Source organism: Xanthomonas sp. CFBP 7698 (genome assembly GCF_003600855.1).
Classification (GTDB): Bacteria; Pseudomonadota; Gammaproteobacteria; order Xanthomonadales; family Xanthomonadaceae; genus Xanthomonas; species Xanthomonas cannabis.
The window spans coordinates 44,736-62,597 of the sequence record NZ_PRDN01000005.1 but is presented as its reverse complement, the minus strand read 5'-3'; the positions used below and the strand labels follow the sequence as shown (position 1 = coordinate 62,597).

General features: G+C 66.5%; 15 protein-coding genes. 6 read left to right on the top strand and 9 right to left on the bottom strand.

The window, feature by feature from the left end; all coding sequences use genetic code 11:
- Positions 1-110: 110 nt before the first annotated feature.
- Entirely contained in the window at positions 111-1,925 is a 1,815-nt protein-coding gene (locus XnspCFBP7698_RS17360; protein WP_104581484.1) for a DUF885 family protein, read from the bottom strand.
- Between the two features lie 580 nt (positions 1,926-2,505).
- Positions 2,506-3,144: a 16S rRNA (guanine(527)-N(7))-methyltransferase RsmG gene (rsmG, locus tag XnspCFBP7698_RS17355; protein WP_047697899.1), complete on the bottom strand. Its 639-nt coding sequence runs from the start codon at positions 3,142-3,144 to the stop codon at positions 2,506-2,508.
- Positions 3,145-3,337: 193 nt separating this feature from the next.
- Here rsmG and XnspCFBP7698_RS17350 point away from each other — a divergent pair, with 193 nt between their 5' ends.
- Entirely contained in the window at positions 3,338-4,924 is a 1,587-nt protein-coding gene (locus XnspCFBP7698_RS17350) for an alkaline phosphatase D family protein (RefSeq protein WP_104581485.1), read from the top strand.
- Here XnspCFBP7698_RS17350 and XnspCFBP7698_RS17345 read toward each other — a convergent pair.
- Positions 4,879-5,505 carry a 4'-phosphopantetheinyl transferase superfamily protein gene (locus XnspCFBP7698_RS17345; RefSeq protein WP_104581486.1) on the bottom strand — a complete coding sequence of 209 codons (627 nt, stop codon included), beginning with the start codon at positions 5,503-5,505 and terminating at the stop codon, positions 4,879-4,881. The two genes, XnspCFBP7698_RS17350 and XnspCFBP7698_RS17345, sit on opposite strands and share 46 nt — an antisense overlap.
- 126 nt (positions 5,506-5,631) lie before the next feature.
- On the opposite strand from XnspCFBP7698_RS17345, the gene XnspCFBP7698_RS17340 reads away from it, so the two are divergent.
- Complete coding sequence (locus tag XnspCFBP7698_RS17340) at positions 5,632-5,883, top strand: GlsB/YeaQ/YmgE family stress response membrane protein (protein ID WP_039404974.1); 252 nt, start codon at positions 5,632-5,634, stop codon at positions 5,881-5,883.
- Positions 5,884-5,935: 52 nt separating this feature from the next.
- On the opposite strand, the gene XnspCFBP7698_RS17335 is transcribed toward XnspCFBP7698_RS17340, so the two are convergent.
- The 5 genes from XnspCFBP7698_RS17335 to XnspCFBP7698_RS17315 all read right to left on the bottom strand — a co-directional run bounded on the left by XnspCFBP7698_RS17335 (position 5,936) and on the right by XnspCFBP7698_RS17315 (position 11,041).
- Positions 5,936-6,373 carry a GFA family protein gene (locus XnspCFBP7698_RS17335; protein WP_104581487.1) on the bottom strand — a complete coding sequence of 146 codons (438 nt, stop codon included), beginning with the start codon at positions 6,371-6,373 and terminating at the stop codon, positions 5,936-5,938.
- Complete coding sequence (gene xth / locus XnspCFBP7698_RS17330) at positions 6,370-7,149, bottom strand: exodeoxyribonuclease III (RefSeq protein WP_104581488.1); 780 nt, start codon at positions 7,147-7,149, stop codon at positions 6,370-6,372. The genes XnspCFBP7698_RS17335 and xth overlap by 4 nt, the downstream gene beginning before the upstream one ends.
- 389 nt (positions 7,150-7,538) lie before the next feature.
- Positions 7,539-9,266 carry a cation acetate symporter gene (locus XnspCFBP7698_RS17325; RefSeq protein ID WP_104581489.1) on the bottom strand — a complete coding sequence of 576 codons (1,728 nt, stop codon included), beginning with the start codon at positions 9,264-9,266 and terminating at the stop codon, positions 7,539-7,541.
- Entirely contained in the window at positions 9,263-9,580 is a 318-nt protein-coding gene (locus XnspCFBP7698_RS17320; RefSeq protein WP_047697893.1) for a DUF485 domain-containing protein, read from the bottom strand. The genes XnspCFBP7698_RS17325 and XnspCFBP7698_RS17320 overlap by 4 nt, the downstream gene beginning before the upstream one ends.
- Before the next feature lie 69 nt (positions 9,581-9,649).
- Positions 9,650-11,041, bottom strand: a complete 1,392-nt coding sequence (locus XnspCFBP7698_RS17315; RefSeq protein WP_047697892.1) for a DcaP family trimeric outer membrane transporter — start codon at positions 11,039-11,041, stop codon at positions 9,650-9,652.
- Between the two features lie 295 nt (positions 11,042-11,336).
- Between XnspCFBP7698_RS17315 and acs the strand changes: the two genes are divergently transcribed.
- The 4 genes from acs (at position 11,337) to XnspCFBP7698_RS17290 (ending at position 15,724) form a co-directional block, all read left to right on the top strand.
- The gene (gene acs / locus XnspCFBP7698_RS17310) at positions 11,337-13,280 is read left to right on the top strand and encodes an acetate--CoA ligase (protein WP_039404992.1); all 1,944 of its coding nucleotides are present in this window, start codon (positions 11,337-11,339) and stop codon (positions 13,278-13,280) included.
- Positions 13,281-13,579: 299 nt separating this feature from the next.
- Positions 13,580-14,245: a response regulator transcription factor gene (locus XnspCFBP7698_RS17305; RefSeq protein WP_039566073.1), complete on the top strand. Its 666-nt coding sequence runs from the start codon at positions 13,580-13,582 to the stop codon at positions 14,243-14,245.
- Between the two features lie 708 nt (positions 14,246-14,953).
- On the top strand, positions 14,954-15,517 hold the full coding sequence (locus XnspCFBP7698_RS17295; RefSeq protein ID WP_184372400.1) for a TlpA disulfide reductase family protein: 564 nt from the start codon (positions 14,954-14,956) through the stop codon (positions 15,515-15,517).
- 3 nt (positions 15,518-15,520) lie between these two features.
- Positions 15,521-15,724, top strand: coding sequence for a hypothetical protein (locus XnspCFBP7698_RS17290; protein WP_005922076.1), 204 nt, complete (start codon positions 15,521-15,523; stop codon positions 15,722-15,724).
- A gap of 208 nt (positions 15,725-15,932) precedes the next feature.
- Here XnspCFBP7698_RS17290 and XnspCFBP7698_RS17285 read toward each other — a convergent pair whose 3' ends face one another.
- Positions 15,933-17,555 (bottom strand): family 43 glycosylhydrolase, encoded by a 1,623-nt coding sequence (locus tag XnspCFBP7698_RS17285; RefSeq protein WP_104581492.1) that lies wholly within the window; start codon positions 17,553-17,555, stop codon positions 15,933-15,935.
- Positions 17,556-17,862: the final 307 nt, after the last annotated feature.

The window sequence follows — 17,862 nt, the reverse complement described above, 5'->3', positions numbered from 1 at the left end:
GGTGGGCGGGCAAGGGCCCTGCAGCAAACTCGCAGCCTCGGTCGAGTGCGCGGTGCCCTCGCCGCTCGCGGGATTCCAACGTGATGCCCTCAGACGCCGTTACCAGCACATCACGGTGCGCTGGCAGCGGCTGGCTTGGACTTGATCGGGCGTGCCTTGCTCTCTGCGATGAAGGCGCGCACCTGCTGCTCCAGCACCGGCAGGGTGACAGAACCCTGCTTCAGCACCACGTCGTGGAAAGCCTTGATGTCGAAGCGCTCGCCCAGTTGCTGTTCGGCCTCGGCGCGCAGCTTGACGATGCTGATCTCGCCCAGCTTGTAGCTCAGCGCCTGGCCCGGCCAGGAGATGTAGCGGTCCACCTCGGTGGTGACTTCGTGCTCGCTGAGTGCGGTGCGGTCGCGCAGGTAGGCCAGCGCCTGCGCGCGGCTCCAGCCGTCGTGGTGCACGCCGGTGTCGATGACCAGCCGGCAGGCGCGCCACATTTCGTAGGTGAGCCGACCGAATTCTTCATAAGGCGTCTCGTAGATACCCATCTCCTGGCCAAGCTTTTCGGTGTACAGCGCCCAGCCTTCGCCGTAGGCGGAGATATAGTTTTCGCGGCGGAACGCGGGCTGCTCGCCCTGCTCCAGCGCCAGCGAGCCCTGCAGCGAATGCCCGGGCGAGGACTCATGCAAGGTCAACGCCGGCAGGTTGTACAGCGGCCGCGATGGCAGGTTGTAGGTATTGACCCAATATGTCGTGGCGCCACCGCGGCCGGCGGTCCAGAACGGGGCGATATCGTCGGGCACCGGCTTGATGGTGAAGCGCCCGCGCGGCAGCGTGCCGATGAACTTGCCCACCTGCCCGTCCACGCGCTTGGAGATCCACGCCGCGCGATCGAGCAACTCCTGCGGGGTCTTGGCGTAGAACTGCGGGTCGGTGCGCAGGAAGGTGAGGAACTGCGCGAAGCTGCCCTTGAAACCCACCTGCTTGATGATCGCGTTCATCTGCGATTGGATGCGCGCCACTTCGTCCAGGCCGATCTGGTGGATCTGCTCAGGACTCAGCTCCAGCGTGGTGTATTCGCGGATCTGCTGGCGATAGAAGGCCTTGCCGTCGGGCAACGCTTCGGCCGCCAGCGTCGTGCGCGCATTGGGCATGTAGTCGTTGCGGAAGAAGCCCAGCAACTTGCTGTACGCCGGAAGGACGGCCGTGCTCAGCGCGGCCTTGGCTTGTTCGCGTAGTTGCGCCTGTTCGGCGGCGGGGATCTGTGAAGGCAGCTGCTTGAATGGCGCGTAGAACGTCGACTCGGTGGGGTCCTTGACCTCGGCGATGGTGGCGATGGAGACATCGCGCCCATCGAGCACCGCGCGCGGCACGCTGAACCCACGCGCCAGGCCGGCGCGCATGTTGACCATCTGTTGGTCGAAATAGCGCGGCACATCGTTCAGGCGCGCGATGTAGGCGCGGTATTCGGCAGCGGTCTTCATCGGCCGCTGCGCCATGAAGCCCAGGTTCGACCAGAACGAGCTATCGGAGTTGAACGGCATTTCGTACAGGCGCAGGCGCACGTCGGCGGCCAGGTTTTCCACCTGTGGGCGGTAGATGGCGAAGTTGATCTGGTTGGCCGGCGAGAGCTGCCTGGGGTCGATGCCATCAAGCTGCTTGAGCACGCCGTCCCACACCGCCAGGCGCGCCTGCTGGGCGGCCGCGCTGACGTCCGGCAGATGCGTGTTGTCACCGGTGGTGTCGCTGTCTTCGTCGGCCTGCCCGGTTTCGGCCTGCCGCCAGGCCCACTCTTTTTCGTAGATCGCGCGGAAGCGTGCATCGGCGGGCGCTTCGGCGGTGAGCGTGGCCGGCGCGGGCGGCGTGGCGGCCTGCGTGGAAGCGACGAACGAGGTGCCCAGCAGGGCGAGCGAGAGTGCGACGGCGAGCGGAGAGGTCACGTGCGGAAAGCCTGATCTGGAGCGAACGCCCGATCATGGCAGCCCACGCCCGCGCTGCCATGGGCCGGAAGTCCCAAATGCGGGCTGGCGCCCTGTGGTGGCTGTTGAGCTCCCTCGCCTGCCTTGGAGCGCATGTGGGGCTGTTGCGCTGATTGGCCGGAGTGTCGGGCGCTGCCCCCATCCGCCCTGCGGGCACCTTCCCCCGCAGGCGGGGGAAGGGACCTGACGGTGTCGAGGGTTGTTTGGTTGTCTTTCCGTCGGGGCGGGGCAACTGACGTCTCTCCACCGGGCGGAGCAACTGACGTTACTGGCGAGGCGGTGCTCATTCAGCCTTCGACTTGCGCGAGCGCTTGGGCTGTTGCGCTGATTGGCCGGAGTGTCGGGCGCTGCCCCCATCCGCCCTGCGGGCACCTTCCCCCGCAGGCGGGGGAAGGGACCTGACGGTGTCGAGGTTTCTGGTTGTCTTTACCGCCGGGGCGCAGCAACTGACATTACTGGCGAGGTCGGTGTTGCCCCCTCTCCCGCCTGCGGGAGAGGGCTGGGGTGAGGGCCGCTTGAGGCCGATCGGCGTCGCCTCGGCTCAGGCCTTGCGCACCACCACCAGATGCCGCTCGCCCTCCAGGCCGGGCACCTGCAGCGGATGCACCTCGCTCATGGTCCAGCCGGCAGGCAATGCGGCGATTTCCTCGTGCGGATAGACGCCCTTCATTGCCAGCAGGCTGCCGCCCGGGCGCAACAGGTGGCCGCCGACATCGATGATGCCGGCCAGCGTGTCCAGCGCGCGCGCGGTGAGGTGGTCGTAGGCGGCCGGCTCGTCCAGTGCTTCGGCGCGCGATTCGGCCACCCGCGCATTGCGCAGCTCCAGGTGACGCAGGGCCTCGCGCATGAAGCGCGCCTTCTTGCCGTTGCTTTCCACCAGGGTCACCTGCAGTTGCGGGCGGGTGATGGCCAGCGGAATGCCGGGCAGGCCGGGGCCGGTGCCCAGGTCGGCCAAGGTGCCGCTGGCGATGTAGGGCTGCATGGCCAGCGAATCGAGCAGGTGGCGGGTGACCATCTCGCGCGGGTCGCGCACGGCGGTGAGGTTGTAGGTCTTGTTCCAGCGCACCAGCAGGGCAAGGTAACGCAGCAGCGGTGCGGCGAAGGCCGCATCCAGGGATTGGGCCTGCAGGCCGCGTTCGAGCGCGGCAGAGACATCGGGGGCGAGTGCGGCATCGTTCATGGCGCGATTATCGCAGCTGGGGTGCCGTGCGGGCGCGCGTGTGCAGGCGAGGATGCTGCTGGGTTGTCCGGGCCGACCAAGCCGACACCTCTTGGGCAACGCTGGACACACGCGCTGCACCCACCGCAATGGACACGTGCCGGTAAGACAGCGGCGCTATATGGACACCGCTGCCATAGCTTTGGAGAACGCCATGCCCGCCTCCGATCGCGCCCGCCGCCGCCTCCTGCAAGGATTGGGTGCCGGCCTGTTGCTGCCAGCCACTGCCGGCTGGTCCGCGCGCACCCTGGCCGCGCCTTCCGGGCGCCCACTGATCACCGACGGAGTGCAGAGCGGCGACGCGCTGGAAGACCGCGCGATGCTATGGAGCCGTGCAGATCGGCCGGCACGGATGCGGGTGGAATGGGACACGCGCCCCAGCCTGCGCCAGGCACGTCGGGTGGATGGACCGATGGCGGTGGCTGCACACGATTTCACTGCGCGCGTGGACCTGAGCGGCCTGCCGCGTGATCAGGACATCTTCTACCGGGTGCGCTTCGAAGACGCCGACAGCGGGGTACTGAGCGCGCCGGTACATGGGCATCTGCGCAGCGCGCCGCGGACACGGCGCGACGTGCGCTTTGTCTGGAGCGGCGACACCGTCGGCCAGGGCTTCGGCATCAATCCAGACATCGGCGGCATGCGCATCTACAGCGCCATGCGCGAACGCAACCCGGATTTCTTCCTGCACAGCGGCGACACCATCTACGCCGACAGCCCGGTTCCGGCCGAACTCACCGTCGAAGACGGCAAGCGCTGGCGCAACCTCACCACTGCGGCCAAGAGCAAGGTGGCCGAAACGCTGGACGAATTCCGCGGCAATTACCGTTACAACCTGCTCGATGAGCATGTGCGCCGTTTCAACGCCGAGGTGCCGCAGCTCTGGCAATGGGACGACCACGAAACCACCAACAACTGGTCGTCCGGCAAGCAACTGGATGCGCGCTACGAAGTACGCGACATCGACCTGCTGGCCAGACGCGCCCGCCAGGCCTTTCTGGAATACGCACCGCTGCGCGGCGTGCGCGCCGATGGCAACGGGCGCATCTACCGCAAGATCGCGTACGGCCCGTTGCTGGATGTGTTCGTGCTGGACATGCGCAGCTACCGCGGCGCCAACAGCGACAACCTGCAACCGCAACCCGGCCCCGATGCCGCGTTTCTCGGGCCGGAGCAATTGGCGTGGTTGCAGCGCGAATTGGCCGGCTCGCGCGCGCAATGGAAGGTGATTGCCGCCGACATGCCGATCGGCCTGCAGGTGCCCGATGGCGAAGATGCGACCGGGCGCCCGCGCTGGGAAGCGATCGCCAATGGCGACCCCGGCGTGCCGCGTGGCCGTGAGCAGGAAATCGCCACGCTGCTGCGCTTCATCAGCCGTGCGCGCATCCGCAACACGGTGTGGCTCACTGCCGACGTGCATTACTGCGCAGCCCATTACTACCACCCCGACCGCGCCGCGTTTCAGCAGTTCGAGCCGTTCTGGGAATTCGTCGGCGGCCCGCTCAATGCCGGCAGCTTCGGACCGAACGCGCTGGATGCCACCTTCGGCCCCACGGTGGTGTTCCAGAAGGCGCCGCCTGCACCCAATACCTCACCGTTGGCCGGGTACCAGTTCTTCGGCGAGGTGGAGATCGATGGCGCCAGCGGCGTGCTGACGGTGACCTTGCGCGACCTGGATGGCGTGGCACAGTTCCGTCAGCCGATCCTGCCGTATGGCGCGGGGCCTCGCACGGCCGCGTGAGGGTAGAGCGCCAGCGCGGCGCGGCACTGCGGTGCGGCCCACCATTCGTGCAGCTGCCAGCGCGCGGCCTGGCCCAGCGCCGGGTCGCACCACTGCAACTGCAGGGCGCCATCGGCTGCCAGCGCGTAGGCCAGCCGATGCAGGCCGAACGACAGGCCGTGCCCATGCGCCTTGAGCAGGGCTTCCTTGGCGCACCACAGACGAAAGAACAGCGCCTGCTGTGCGTCCGCCGGCAAGGCGGCCAGCAGCGCCAGTTCATCGGGGTGGAAGAAGCGATGCGCGATCTCCAGCAGGCGCGGGCGCGGGCGGATCCGCTCCAGGTCCACGCCCAGCCGCACGCCCTGCCCCAGCCCCACCAGCAGGTAATCGCCGCTGTGGCTCCAGCCGGTATCCCAGTCCGGCAAGGCCGGCTGCAGGGTCGGGCGGCCCCGTGCGTCACGTTGCAATGGCACCTGCGCCGGATCCAGGCCCAATGCCGGACCCAGCAGCTGCCGCGCCTGCGGCTCGCCGCGTTCGCCGGGCCGGTGCGGCCGTAGCCAGAGCTGCACCGGCCCGTGCTGCCAGCTTGCGTACGCTGTCACGCGCCGCCCACCAACCCAACTGCTTCGCCAGCCCGGCGGCCGCGCTCGACAGCTGCTTCACGGCGCGATGCGTCCAATGGCGCCCATGCACCACGTCCGGTGCACAGACATGAGGAGATCGGCAACATGGGCATCATCATCTGGTTGATCGTCGGCGGCATCGTGGGGTGGCTGGCCAGCATCATCATGCGTCGCGATGCGCAGCAGGGCATCATTCTCAATGTGGTCGTCGGCATCGTGGGTGCGCTGATTGCCGGTTTTCTGTTCGGCGGTGGCATCAACCAGGCCATCACCCTGTGGACCTTCGTCTGGTCGCTGGTGGGCGCGGTGATCCTGCTGGCCATCGTCAACCTGTTTACCCGCGGCCGCGTGCGCTGATCAGCGCAGCATCGGTTGCCACGACGCCCGGGCCTGCCCGGGCGTCGTCGTTTCAGCGACCGCCGGCAGCGCGATCGGCAGGATGGTTGATGCCGTCTTCCACCGGCACCGCAATGTTCAGCGCATACGGATTGACGCCTTCCAGGCAACCGACGTTGTAGCCGTATTCGTTGGGATTGGAACGGCGCCGATGATGGGTGTAGATGCCGCACACGCCGCAGAAGTAATGCGCGGCGGCATGGGTGTTGAACTGATACAGCCGCAGCGCGTCCTGGCCTTGCACCACATGCAGGCCGTCGAGGGTGACCGAGGCCACGATGGCGCCACGCCGGCGACACATCGAGCAATCGCAACGGCGCGGGTCGAGCAGGCCGTGCGGCAACTCCAGATCGATCTGCACTGCGCCGCAATGGCAACTCAAGCGGTGCACCGGACCCAGCGTGATATCGCCCACCTTATGAGTACTGCGACGCAGATGACGCTCGCTCATGCGCCCGCCTCCGCCAGCCGCACCCAGGCCGGCGCGTGGTCGCTGGGGCGCTCCCAGGTGCGCGGTTCGCGGTCGATGCCCGATTCAACGGCACGTGCGCGCAAGGCCTCCGACACCAGGGTCAGGTCGATGCGCAGGCCCAGGTTGCGGCGGAAACCGGCCTGGCGGTAATCCCACCAACTGAACTGCTCGGCTTCATCGTGATGCAACCGGAATGCATCGTGCAGGCCCAGCGCCAGCAGTTTTTGCAACGCGGCGCGCTCGGCGGTGGAGGTGAGGATATGGTGCTCGTTCCACACCGCCGCATCGTGCACGTCGCGCGCGTCCGGGGCGATGTTGAAGTCGCCCAGTACCACCAGCTGCGGATACCGCTGCAGCTCCTGCGCGATCCAGTCGTGCACCGCATCCAGCCAGCGCAGCTTGTAGGCATATTTCTCGGTGCCCACGTCCTGGCCATTGACCACGTACAGGTTGACGATGCGCACGCCGTCCACGGTGGCGGCGATCACGCGTTGCTGCACGTCGTCGAACCCGGGGATACCCATCTGCACGTCCAGCGCCGGCGAGCGCGACAGGATCGCCACGCCGTTGTAGGTCTTCTGGCCGCAGAACACGCTGCGGTAGCCCAGGGCAGCCAGCGCCGCATCCGGGAACTTGTGATCTTCCAGCTTGGTTTCCTGGACGCCCACCACGTCCGGCGCAAACGCGCCGAGCCACTGTTGCAGGTGCGGCAGGCGCACGTTGAGCGAGTTGACGTTCCAGGAGGCGATTTTCATGGAGGGGGCCGTGGTCCAAACCGCCAATGGTACCGCGCCGCCCGCGCGTGCCTCAGGGCCGGGCCGAAAGACGTCCCGAGCTGGTCGGGGCCGGGCGCAGGCGCTACGCCTGCACGATCGGCGCAGCGACGCTGCCGGAGAGGCGCATCACTTCCGGCGATGCATCGCCCACGTCAGCCGGCGCCGCCGTACGCGGTCGCACTCCCCGGGCGGTTCCATCGCCAGACCGTGCGTATGTCGTTGCAGCAATGAAGGCTGCCGCATCCGCGCGCCTGCGCGTCGCGCTGCAAGCGTGGCTGCCGTGCCGGCACCGGGCGCGCAGCGATATCGCCAAAACGCAAGACGCCGGCACAAGGCCGGCGTCTGCGATCACCTGTACAACGCCGCACTCAGTGGCCCGAGGCACCACTGGCACCCAGGCCGGTTTCGGCACGGATCTGCTGCGCCTTGAACGCGGCGCGTTCGTTGGCCGCCTGCGGGCTGCGATCCAGGATCGAGAACAGCCAGATGCCGACGAAGCCAATGATCATCGAGAACAGCGCCGGCGAGGTGTACGGGAACGGCGCCGAACCGGCCGCGTTGCCCAGCGTGTCCACCCATACCGACGGCGACAGCACGGTAAGCACCAGCGAGGACACCAGCCCCAGGAAGCCACCGGTCACCGCGCCGCGCGTGGTGCAGTTCTTCCACAGCAGCGACAGGATCAGCACCGGGAAGTTGGCCGAGGCGGCGATGGCAAAGGCCAGCGACACCATGAAGGCCACGTTCTGCTTCTCGAACACGATGCCCAGCAGCACCGCGATCACGCCCAGCACCAGGGTGGTGGCGCGCGAGACCTTCAGCTCCGAGCCCGGTGCCGGATTGCCCTTCTTGATCACCGTGGCGTACAGGTCGTGCGACACCGCCGACGCGCCGGACAGGGTCAGGCCCGCAACCACCGCCAGGATGGTGGCGAAGGCCACCGCCGAGATGAAGCCCATGAACACGTTGCCGCCGACCGCATTACCGACCAGCACCGCCGCCATGTTGGCTGCACCCTTGCCGCCGTGGATGGTGCCGGTGGCCACGTCCGCAAACTGCGGGTTGGTCAGCACCAGCGCGATCGCACCGAAGCCGATGATGAAGATCAGGATGTAGAAGTAGCCGATCCAGGTGGTGGCCCACAGCACCGACTTGCGTGCCTGCTTGGCATCGGGAACGGTGAAGAAGCGCATCAGGATGTGCGGCAGGCCGGCGGTGCCGAACATCAGCGCCATGCCGAACGAGATCGCCGAGATCGGGTCCTTCACGAAACCGCCCGGCCCCATGATCGACAGGCCGGCTTTGGCGGCATCCTCCGGCGATGCACCGCCGTTGGCCGCAATCGCGGTCTTCACCCGCACGCCCTCGGCAAACAGCGCCTCGAAGCTGAAGTTGAAGTGCCACATGATGGCCACCGCCATGAAGGTCACGCCGGTCAGCAGCAACACGGCCTTGATGATCTGCACCCAGGTGGTGGCGGTCATGCCGCCGAACAGCACGTAGACCATCATCAGCACGCCGACCAGGGTCACCGCCACCCAGTAGTCCAGGCCGAACAGCAGCTTGATCAGCGCACCGGCACCGACCATCTGCGCAATCAGGTAGAACAGCACCACCACCAGCGTGCCCGACGCGGCAAAGCTGCGGATCGCGGTCGGCGCGAAGCGATAGCCGGCCACGTCGGCGAAGGTGTACTTGCCGAGGTTGCGCAGCCGTTCGGCCATCAGGAAGGTCAGGATGGGCCAGCCGACCAGAAAGCCGATCGCATAGATCAGGCCGTCGTAGCCATTGGCCATCACCGCGGCGGTGATGCCCAGGAACGAGGCCGCGGACATGAAGTCGCCGGCGATCGCCAGGCCGTTCTGGAAGCCGGTGATGCCGCCGCCGGCAGTGTAGAAGTCAGCGGCCGATTTGGTCTTGGCCGCTGCCCATTTGGTGATCCACAAGGTGCCCAGCACGAAGAAGCCGAACATGCCGATCGCCACCCAGTTGGTGGGCTGCTTGTCGGCCTGACCGATGTCACCGCCGGCGGCCAGCGCGATGCCTGCCGGCAGCAGGCCGGCCAGGATCAGGAGAAGGCGCGAAGTCTTGCTCATTTGCGGGCGTCCTCCAGGATCTGCGCGGTCAGCTGGTCGTAGGTGTTGTTGGCGCGACGCACGTAGATGGCGGTGATGACGATGGTGAACACCATCACCCCGATCGCGATCGGAATGCCGATCGAGGTCACCCCGTCGCCGATGGGCTTGGCAAGGAATTCCTTGTCGAAGGCAATCAGGCCGATGTAGCCGTAGTAGGCCAGCAACATCAGCACGGTCAGCGTCCAGCCCAGCGTGTTGCGTTGGCGTTTGAGCGCGTGGTACTTCGGATTGGCATCGATCTTGGCGATCAGTGCGTCATTCGAGACGGTCATGGTCTGTCTCCTGGAGTGCGGGCGGCACGGCCCGCCCACATGCGTGGCGGGCGGCCGGCGGGGTAAACCTTAGAAGCTGTACTTGGTGGTGAACTGCAGGCGCGAGATGTCGCCGGAGTCGCCGTTTTCGGCTTCACGGCGGCCGTACATCAGCTCTGCACCCACATCCACCTTGGGCAGCGGCGAATAGAAGACGTTGGCACGCAGGCTCTGCTGCGACTTGCTGGCAAGCCCGCCGGTGTTGGCCAGGCTATGGTCGTAATCCACCCGCGAATACATGATGGTGCTGCGCAGCTTGGCGCTGTAGTCGTGGCGCCACGCCACCCAGCCGGCCACGGTGCTGACGGTGTGGATGTTGCCGTCCACATCCAGCTCCACGTCCGAGCCGTTGCCCAGGCCCAGATAGCGCCCCAGGCCTTCGCCGTAGCTGAGCTGATAGCGCAGGTCGTTGCTGGAATTGATGATCCAGCGGCCGCCGCCGGCGATGGCGCCGCCGAACTCGGTGTCGTTGGTCAGCGCGCTGCGGGTGCGGTACTGGCGTGCGATGGCCGACAGGCCGAACGTGCCCCAGGTGCCCTTCCAGTTGTAGCGCGCGGTCAGGTCCGGCATGGCGCCGTGGTCCGAGGCCAGGATGGTATTGCCGCCCTGGTAGGGCGTGGTCAGCGTTTCGGGGTTTTCTGCCGACACGCTGAAGGCGCCACGGGTGTAGCGGATCTGGGTCTGGCGGCTGAACAACGCGCCGTCGGTCGGCCCGACGATGTCGGCCGCTTCCGGCAGGATCGTGGAGTCGACGAAGTTGGACCAGGTCTGGCCGGCCAGCCAGTTGTTCCAGCTCATGTAGGCATGCCGCAGGGTGCCGCCGTAGAGGTTGTTGACCTGGTTGGCCAGCGCGTTGCCGAAGAAGTCCAGCTCGATGAAGCCGGTGAGCTTGTCGCCGTTTTCGGTGACGGTGTCCACGCCCAGGTTGAAGCGCGAGAACTTGGCATGGAAGTCGGTGTCGGTGCTCGACGCCTGCCCGCCGACCGGCGTCTGGGTCGGGATGTACAGGTACCGCCCCACCGCGCCTTCGGGCAATGCACCATCGCTGGTGCGGGTGGTCATGAAGTCGGCCTTGATGAAACCACCGTAACGGAACGTTGTCCCCGCCGCTGCGTTCGGTGTGATGCTGGTGATCTGGATCGGCCGCTTGCCGGCCGGAACCGCAGGCGCGGGCGCCGCTGCCGGCGCTTGCGCCTGCAGGGTGCGCACTTCGCTGACCTGCGTCTGCGTCTGTGCGATCTGGCCCTGCTGCTGTTGCTGCGCGGTCACCAGCAGTTGAACCTGACGTTCGAGCTCGGCGATGCGTGCTTCCAACGCCTTTTCCTTCGGCGTCTGTGCAAACGCCACACCCGGCAGGATGCTGGCCACGAACAAGGCGGCGGCCAATGGATGGCGCACCAGCGGTGCAGTACGGTGTTTCATGGAACCCTCTCCCCGATGAAGGCCTCGCGCTTGATGGCGATGCTGTGCGGAGCGTGAGGCAGTCCGCGGTTTGCAGCCTATTCGCCTTTGGTCGTAGCTGCAACGCAGCATTCCGCAAGGTGACCGATCGTCGCACCAGAGCCCGCAATGGATGTGCACTGGCGCACTGACCTGGTTACGACCATGGTCTAAGGCGCCGTTGACCGCCGGGACAGAATGGATGCGGCACACTGATTGCCTACCGAGGGCAGCCGCAGCGCCCTCTTCCGACAAGATCATCGCAAGTGAGGGTGCCATGGCTGATGTTTATCCCGTCGATCCCGCGTTCGCCAAGGGCGCACGCGTCAATGGCGAGCAGTACGCAACGCTGTACCGCGAATCGATCGAGCACCCCGAGCAGTTCTGGGGCAAGGCCGCGCAGCGGCTGGACTGGTTCAAGCAGCCCACCCAGGTCAAGGACGTCAGCTTCGCGCTGGACGACTTCCATATCCGCTGGTTCGGCGACGGCGAGCTCAACGCCAGCGTCAACTGCCTGGACCGCCAGCTGGCCACCCGCGGCGACAAGACCGCGCTGCTGTTCGAGCCGGACAGCCCGGATGCCGCCTCCTACCCGGTCACCTACCGCGAGTTGTACGAGCGCGTCTGCAAGCTGGGCAATGCGCTGCGCAACCTGGGCGTCAAGAAGGGCGACCGGGTCACCATCTATCTGCCGATGATCGTCGATGCCGCCGTGGCCATGCTGGCCTGCGCGCGTATCGGCGCGGTGCATTCGGTGGTGTTCGGCGGCTTTGCCGCCAACTCGATCGCCGACCGCGTGATCGATTGCCAGAGCAAGCTGATCATCACCGCCGACGAGGGCCTGCGCGGCGGCAAGAAGATTCCGCTCAAGGCCAACGTGGATGCGGCGCTGAAGATCCCCGGCACCAATACCGTCGAAACCGTGCTGGTGGTGCGCCACACCGGCGGCGCGGTGGAGATGCAGGCACCGCGCGACCGCTGGTTCCATGATGTGGTGGATGGCCAGCCGGCCGAGTGCGAACCAGAGCGCATGAATGCGGAAGACCCGCTGTTCATCCTCTACACCTCCGGTTCCACCGGCAAGCCCAAGGGTGTTCTGCACACCACCGCCGGCTATCTGCTGTTCGCCAGCTACACGCATGAAGTGGTGTTCGACCTGCGCGAGGACGACATCTACTGGTGCACTGCCGACGTGGGCTGGGTCACCGGCCACAGCTACATCGTGTATGGCCCGCTCGCCAACGGCGCCACCGCGCTGATGTTCGAAGGCGTGCCGAATTACCCCAGCGTGTCGCGCTTCTGGGAAGTGATCGACAAGCACCAGGTCACGCTGTTCTACACCGCGCCCACCGCCATCCGCGCGCTGATGCGCGACGGCGAGGCGCCGGTCAAGAAGACCTCGCGCAAGAGCCTGCGCCTGCTCGGCAGCGTGGGCGAGCCGATCAATCCGGAAGCCTGGCGCTGGTACTACGAGGTGGTCGGCGACAGCCGCTGCCCGATCGTGGACACTTGGTGGCAGACCGAAACCGGCGGCATCCTGATCTCGCCGCTGGCCGGCGCGGTCGATCTCAAGCCCGGCTCGGCCACGCTGCCGTTCTTCGGCGTGCAGCCGGCGCTGGTCGATGCCGAGGGCAAGATCCTGGAAGGCGCCACCGAAGGCAATCTGGTGCTGCTGGATTCGTGGCCGGGTCAGATGCGCAGCGTCTACGGCGACCACCAGCGCTTCATCGACACCTACTTCCGCACCTATCCGGGCAGCTACTTCACCGGCGACGGCTGCCGCCGCGATGCCGATGGCTATTACTGGATCACCGGCCGCGTGGACGATGTGATCAACGTCTCCGGCCACCGCATCGGCACCGCCGAAGTGGAAAGCGCGCTGGTCTCGCACCCGAAGGTGGCCGAAGCGGCCGTGGTCGGCTTCCCGCACGACGTCAAGGGCCAGGGCATCTACGCCTACGTCACCTTGATCGCCGGCGAGACCCCGAGCGAAGACCTGCACAAGGAGCTGGTGAGCTGGGTGCGCAAGGAGATCGGCCCGATCGCCTCGCCCGACCACCTGCAGTGGGCCCCCGGCCTGCCCAAGACCCGCTCGGGCAAGATCATGCGCCGCATCCTGCGCAAGATCGCCGAGAACGCACCGGACCAGCTGGGCGACACCTCGACCCTGGCCGATCCGTCGGTGGTGGATTCGTTGGTCAATGAAAGGCTGACGCGCTAACGCGCTGACGCGCGTTGGAAATGGGGAATCGGGAGTGGGGAATCGTTGAAGCGGTTCCCTGCGAACGGAGGGAATCGAGAATGGGGAATCGTTGGAGTGGTTCCCTGCCACCCGGCGCAGAGGCGGCATGGGGAGTGTAAAAACAGTCTCTAGCCCGCCTCTGTCAACCGCTGTTGCGCGCCGCTTTCCCTAGCCACCCGACGTACCATCTCTCACCGTTGTTGCTGTCGCTGTCGCTGTCGCTCTTAGCGTTTGCTCTTGCGATTCCCAATTCCCGATTCCCGATTCCCGGCCCCACCATGACCACCCTGCTGATCGCTGACGACCATCCCCTGTTCCGCGAAGCCTTGCGCGGGGCAGTGCAGCGGGTGATGCCGGGGGTGGAATTGTTCGAGGCCGACAATGTCGATGCCCTCTACACGCTGGCCGATGCGCAGCCGGATGCCGATCTGCTGTTGATGGATCTCAACATGCCCGGCGCGCAGGGATTCAGCGCGCTGGTGCATATGCGTTCGCTGCATCCGCAGTTGCCGGTGGTGGTGGTGTCTGCACGCGAAGAACCCACCGTGATGCGGCGTGCGATCGACCATGGCGCGTTCGGCTTCATCCCCAAGTCCGCCGATTCGGACACCATTGGCCGTGCCCTGGCCACCGTGCTCGATGGCGAACGCTGGATTCCTGCAGAAGCGCAGAACTTGCCGCCGACCGACAGCGAAGAACGTGAGGTCGGCCAGCGCCTGCGCGATCTCACCCCGCAGCAGTTCCGCGTGCTGCAGATGCTGGGCGCCGGCCGTCTCAACAAGCAGATCGCCTACGACCTGGGCGTGTCCGAAGCCACCATCAAGGCACACGTCACCGCGATCCTGCGCAAGCTCGGCGTCACCAACCGCACCCAGGCGGTGCTGATGGCGGGCAAGCTCGCCATCGATTCGGATGGCATCGTGCTGCCGCCGGAAGAGGAGTAACCCGCGCGGCACGTGCCTGCGTCGGGCGTCACGGGGAAAGCCCCGTCGCGCCCAGGTGCGCTCCTACGCGTGACCCTGCATCTGCCAGGTCACGCAACAACAGGCACCACACCGACACACCGCTGTAGGAGAGCACCCCCGGCGCGACGGCATCATCGATACAGCCCCATCGCACGCACGCGCGTGACGACGCCTGATCCTGCATCTGCCAGGTCACGCAACAACAGGCACCACACCGCGCACGCCGCTGTGGCAGCGCGCTGGCGCGACGGCATCCTCAAGACAGCCCCGTCGCGCGCAAGCGCACCACGACGCCTGGGCCCGCATCTGCCAGTCACTCGACACGATGCAGGACACCGCCAGCGCGGCAGTGACGCGTGTCCATCGATTCCCGAGACGGGCATGCACCGACGCGCCGCAGTGCAGGGCATGCCATGCACCGTGCACAGCAGCTGGCGCTGCGGCAGCCGCCCGTGCCACCTGGTGCGTGGCTGGTTGCTGCGGTGTTTTGCGCAAACACGCTGCTCGACGTTGCTCCACAGTGGCAAGCCCAAGCGCAGCGGCGTGATCGTCTCCACAGCTGCGCGCCGTGCGACATCGCAGTTGTCGATATCACCATTGACCATGTGCTGATGCCTGGGCAAGGCTCGGTCACCAGGGACGCTTTGGAGTTGGGGTGGCATGACGCGACGATTTCCGTGGCTCTGGATGGGCCTGTTGGTGGCGTGCGCATTGATTGCAGTGCTGGCGTGGCAGAACCGGCAGCTGCGGCTGCAGCAGCAGTGGTTGCAGACGCGCATCAGCACCCCTTACGAGGGCATGTACGTGCCCCGGATCGAAGCGATCGATGGCGATGGTCAGCGCCACCTGCTGGGTGCGCCGCAGGGCCCGGCACAGGTGCTGTTCTTCTTCACCACCACCTGCCCGTATTGCCAGCGTTCGGCGCCAACGGTGCTGCGCGCGGCACGGGAGCTGCAGGCCAATCTACCGGGGCGGCCGCAACTGCTGGGTGTCTGCCATTGCGATGCGGCACAGGCCGCGCGCTATGCGCATGTGCACGGGTTCGATTTTCCGGTGGTCACGTTGACCGACCGTCGCGCGCTGATGCTGTTCCGTGCGCGCAACGTGCCACTGCTGATGGCCATCGATGGGGCCGGGCGCGTTCGCCATTCCCATCTTGGCGTGTTCGATACCACGGAGCGGGTGCAGGACCTGGTTGCCGCGTTGCGCCGCACGGATGCGCCAGCGGCTTTTGCAACGGTGAAGGAGTAATGCATGAAAAAGCGTTGGGTAAGCTTGCGCAGTGCGTTGATGGCGGCCACGTTTCTGGCCAGCACCGGATTCGGTGCCTTCCAGGTGATGGCCGTGGACAACGCACAGCCGAAAGTCGAATCGTGTAGTGCATGGGCCTGCAAGGCCGAGTGTCCGGAGTTCGGTGGCGATCTCGGACAAGGCAACGTTTGCTACTGCTGCGGCTGAGTCAGCGGCGGGGCCATCCGGGCCCCGCCCTCTGCAGTGCGATGGCGGTGCTGCGCTGCCAATGCGGGCCACCGTCGCGCAACCCTCGATGACCACCATCGCGTTGTCATCGTGCGCACGCTGGCTGCCGCGGTGACGCCGCGCACCAACCGCTCAGCTGACCGCGAGCAAGGCGGCACCTGTTAGGCACCGATCCAGCCGTCCGCCGTCAGCCCAGCGCGCGGTAGCGGAAGTCGCGCAACACCACCTCGCCCTGCTGCGCGGCGTACATGCCCAGCTGCAGGCTCAGGAACCCGCCAAAGACGTTGTGGTGAAAGCCGGACACTTCCATGCGGGTGGGGTGGCGCGTCCACTGCCGGCCCTCGTCGAAGGAGTAGTCGAAGCGCACGATGTGGTGATCGTTGGTCAGCCGCACGCGGATGCGGCGGTGGGTGTTGGGTGTACGGGCCCACACCAGTTCTTCGGAGTATTCGTAGGTCTTCATGGTGTCGGCGGTGAAGCCGATGCCGACGAAGGCCTTGTGGTTGTAGAACAGCACGATGCCGCCTTCGGCAGTGCCGACCAGCTCCAGCGTCACCTCGGCCACGTAGGCGCGATCGGGCACGCCGCAGGTGAGCGGCGCGCTGTCGATGGGCGATGTGCCCGCGCAGGCCAGCGTCAGCGCCTTGTTCGCACGCCGCACCCGTGCCTGCTCGCCGGGCTTGGGCGCATGCAGGCTCCACTGGGTGCCGAAGCGGTCGCTGGAAAAATCGTCCGACAATGCAAAACCGCTGGCCGCGGCACGAGCGCCGACAGCTGCACGTGCGGGTGTGCGCATTGGCTTGGACAGGTCGCCACCGATGGCGCGGAACCAGCCATCGGCCGTCCACTCGACCGGCTCCAGCAGTGTCTGCCGGCCCAGCGTGCGGAAGCCGTTTTCGTAGCCGTGATAGACCAGCCACCAATCGCCGCGCGGGCCCTCCACCAGCGTGGCATGCCCGCGCGACCACCACGGCTCCTGCTCGGACAAGGTGCGCACCAGCGGATTGCGCGGGCAGTGTTCCCACGGCCCATGCACCGAACGCGAGCGCGCGGCGATCACCATATGCCCGGTCACCGGTCCGGCGGTGCCGCCGACAGCGGTCACCAGATACAGCCAGCCGTTGTGCCAGGTGAGCTTGGGGCCTTCGGGGGCGAAGTTCTCCACGATCCAGTCGTCGGGATAGCGCCATGGTGTGTAGGCCGGTTCGAGTTGCCCGTCGGTGGCCAGGCCGTCGTCGCGCAGGCGGATCTTGCGGATGCCGTTGACGAACAGGTAGCGCTTGCCGTCCTCGCCCAGCACATGGCCGGGATCGATGCAGCCGGCGATGCCCAGATCGATCGGCGCGCTCCACGGCCCGCGGATGTCGTCGGCCCAGATCACGAAGATCTTCCAGCCGTGGTCGTCCGGATTGGCCGGGATGTAGATGAAGTAGCGGTTGTCGTGCTTGCACAGGTCCAGCGCCCAGATCGTGCCCAGTTCCTGATGCAGCGCCGGGCCGATCGGGGCCCAGTTGACCAGGTCGGTGGAGTGCCACAGCACGATGCCCGGGTAGGAAAAGAACGACGAAAACGTCATGTAGTAATCGTCGCCATCCTTGAGGATGGTGGGGTCCGGGTGATCGCCGGCCACGATGGGGTTGAGGTAGGTGCCGTTGCCCAGGTCCGCCTTGCGCTGCCCTTCGATGCCGCGCGCCCACTGCGGGGTGCGAGCGCAGGGTGCGGACGGCGCCTGCGCGGCAGCCGACAAGGGCGCGACCAGCGCGCCGGCGGCCAGCACCTTAAACAAGTCTCGCCGTGTCGTGTCTGGCATGTGCCCGCTTCATCGGATGAGGGCTGGTATCTAGCCCTACGCGCGGGCTTGGGGCAACCGCGCAACCTGCGTTATAGGAACTGGTGATGCGGCATGCGGATTTTGAAATAGCCTGGCAGTGGCGCGTTGCAGCGAGCGGGACTGCGCAGCGGCATCGGGATGCACGCGCACATGCTGTGCAGGCAGGTGTACGCGCGTTGTGGGCTGGATGACGCTCCTTTCTGCAATCACATGACAGCGCGATGCGTCATTGCGTTCGGCACCGTGAGCTCGTCGGACCGTCACCGGCCGGAGGCTGTGCGAGGTT

Excerpts from the sequence above, each read along its gene's own strand:
- rsmG (WP_047697899.1), bottom strand. The coding sequence starts at position 3,144 with ATGAACGATGCCGCACTCGCCCCCGATGTCTCTGCCGCGCTCGAACGC.
- XnspCFBP7698_RS17350 (WP_104581485.1), top strand. The coding sequence starts at position 3,338 with ATGCCCGCCTCCGATCGCGCCCGCCGCCGCCTCCTGCAAGGATTGGGT.
- XnspCFBP7698_RS17340 (WP_039404974.1), top strand. The coding sequence starts at position 5,632 with ATGGGCATCATCATCTGGTTGATCGTCGGCGGCATCGTGGGGTGGCTG.
- XnspCFBP7698_RS17335 (WP_104581487.1), bottom strand. The coding sequence starts at position 6,373 with ATGAGCGAGCGTCATCTGCGTCGCAGTACTCATAAGGTGGGCGATATC.
- xth (WP_104581488.1), bottom strand. The coding sequence starts at position 7,149 with ATGAAAATCGCCTCCTGGAACGTCAACTCGCTCAACGTGCGCCTGCCG.
- XnspCFBP7698_RS17325 (WP_104581489.1), bottom strand. The coding sequence starts at position 9,266 with ATGAGCAAGACTTCGCGCCTTCTCCTGATCCTGGCCGGCCTGCTGCCG.
- XnspCFBP7698_RS17320 (WP_047697893.1), bottom strand. The coding sequence starts at position 9,580 with ATGACCGTCTCGAATGACGCACTGATCGCCAAGATCGATGCCAATCCG.
- XnspCFBP7698_RS17315 (WP_047697892.1), bottom strand. The coding sequence starts at position 11,041 with ATGAAACACCGTACTGCACCGCTGGTGCGCCATCCATTGGCCGCCGCC.
- acs (WP_039404992.1), top strand. The coding sequence starts at position 11,337 with ATGGCTGATGTTTATCCCGTCGATCCCGCGTTCGCCAAGGGCGCACGC.
- XnspCFBP7698_RS17305 (WP_039566073.1), top strand. The coding sequence starts at position 13,580 with ATGACCACCCTGCTGATCGCTGACGACCATCCCCTGTTCCGCGAAGCC.
- XnspCFBP7698_RS17295 (WP_184372400.1), top strand. The coding sequence starts at position 14,954 with ATGGGCCTGTTGGTGGCGTGCGCATTGATTGCAGTGCTGGCGTGGCAG.
- XnspCFBP7698_RS17290 (WP_005922076.1), top strand. The coding sequence starts at position 15,521 with ATGAAAAAGCGTTGGGTAAGCTTGCGCAGTGCGTTGATGGCGGCCACG.
- XnspCFBP7698_RS17285 (WP_104581492.1), bottom strand. The coding sequence starts at position 17,555 with ATGCCAGACACGACACGGCGAGACTTGTTTAAGGTGCTGGCCGCCGGC.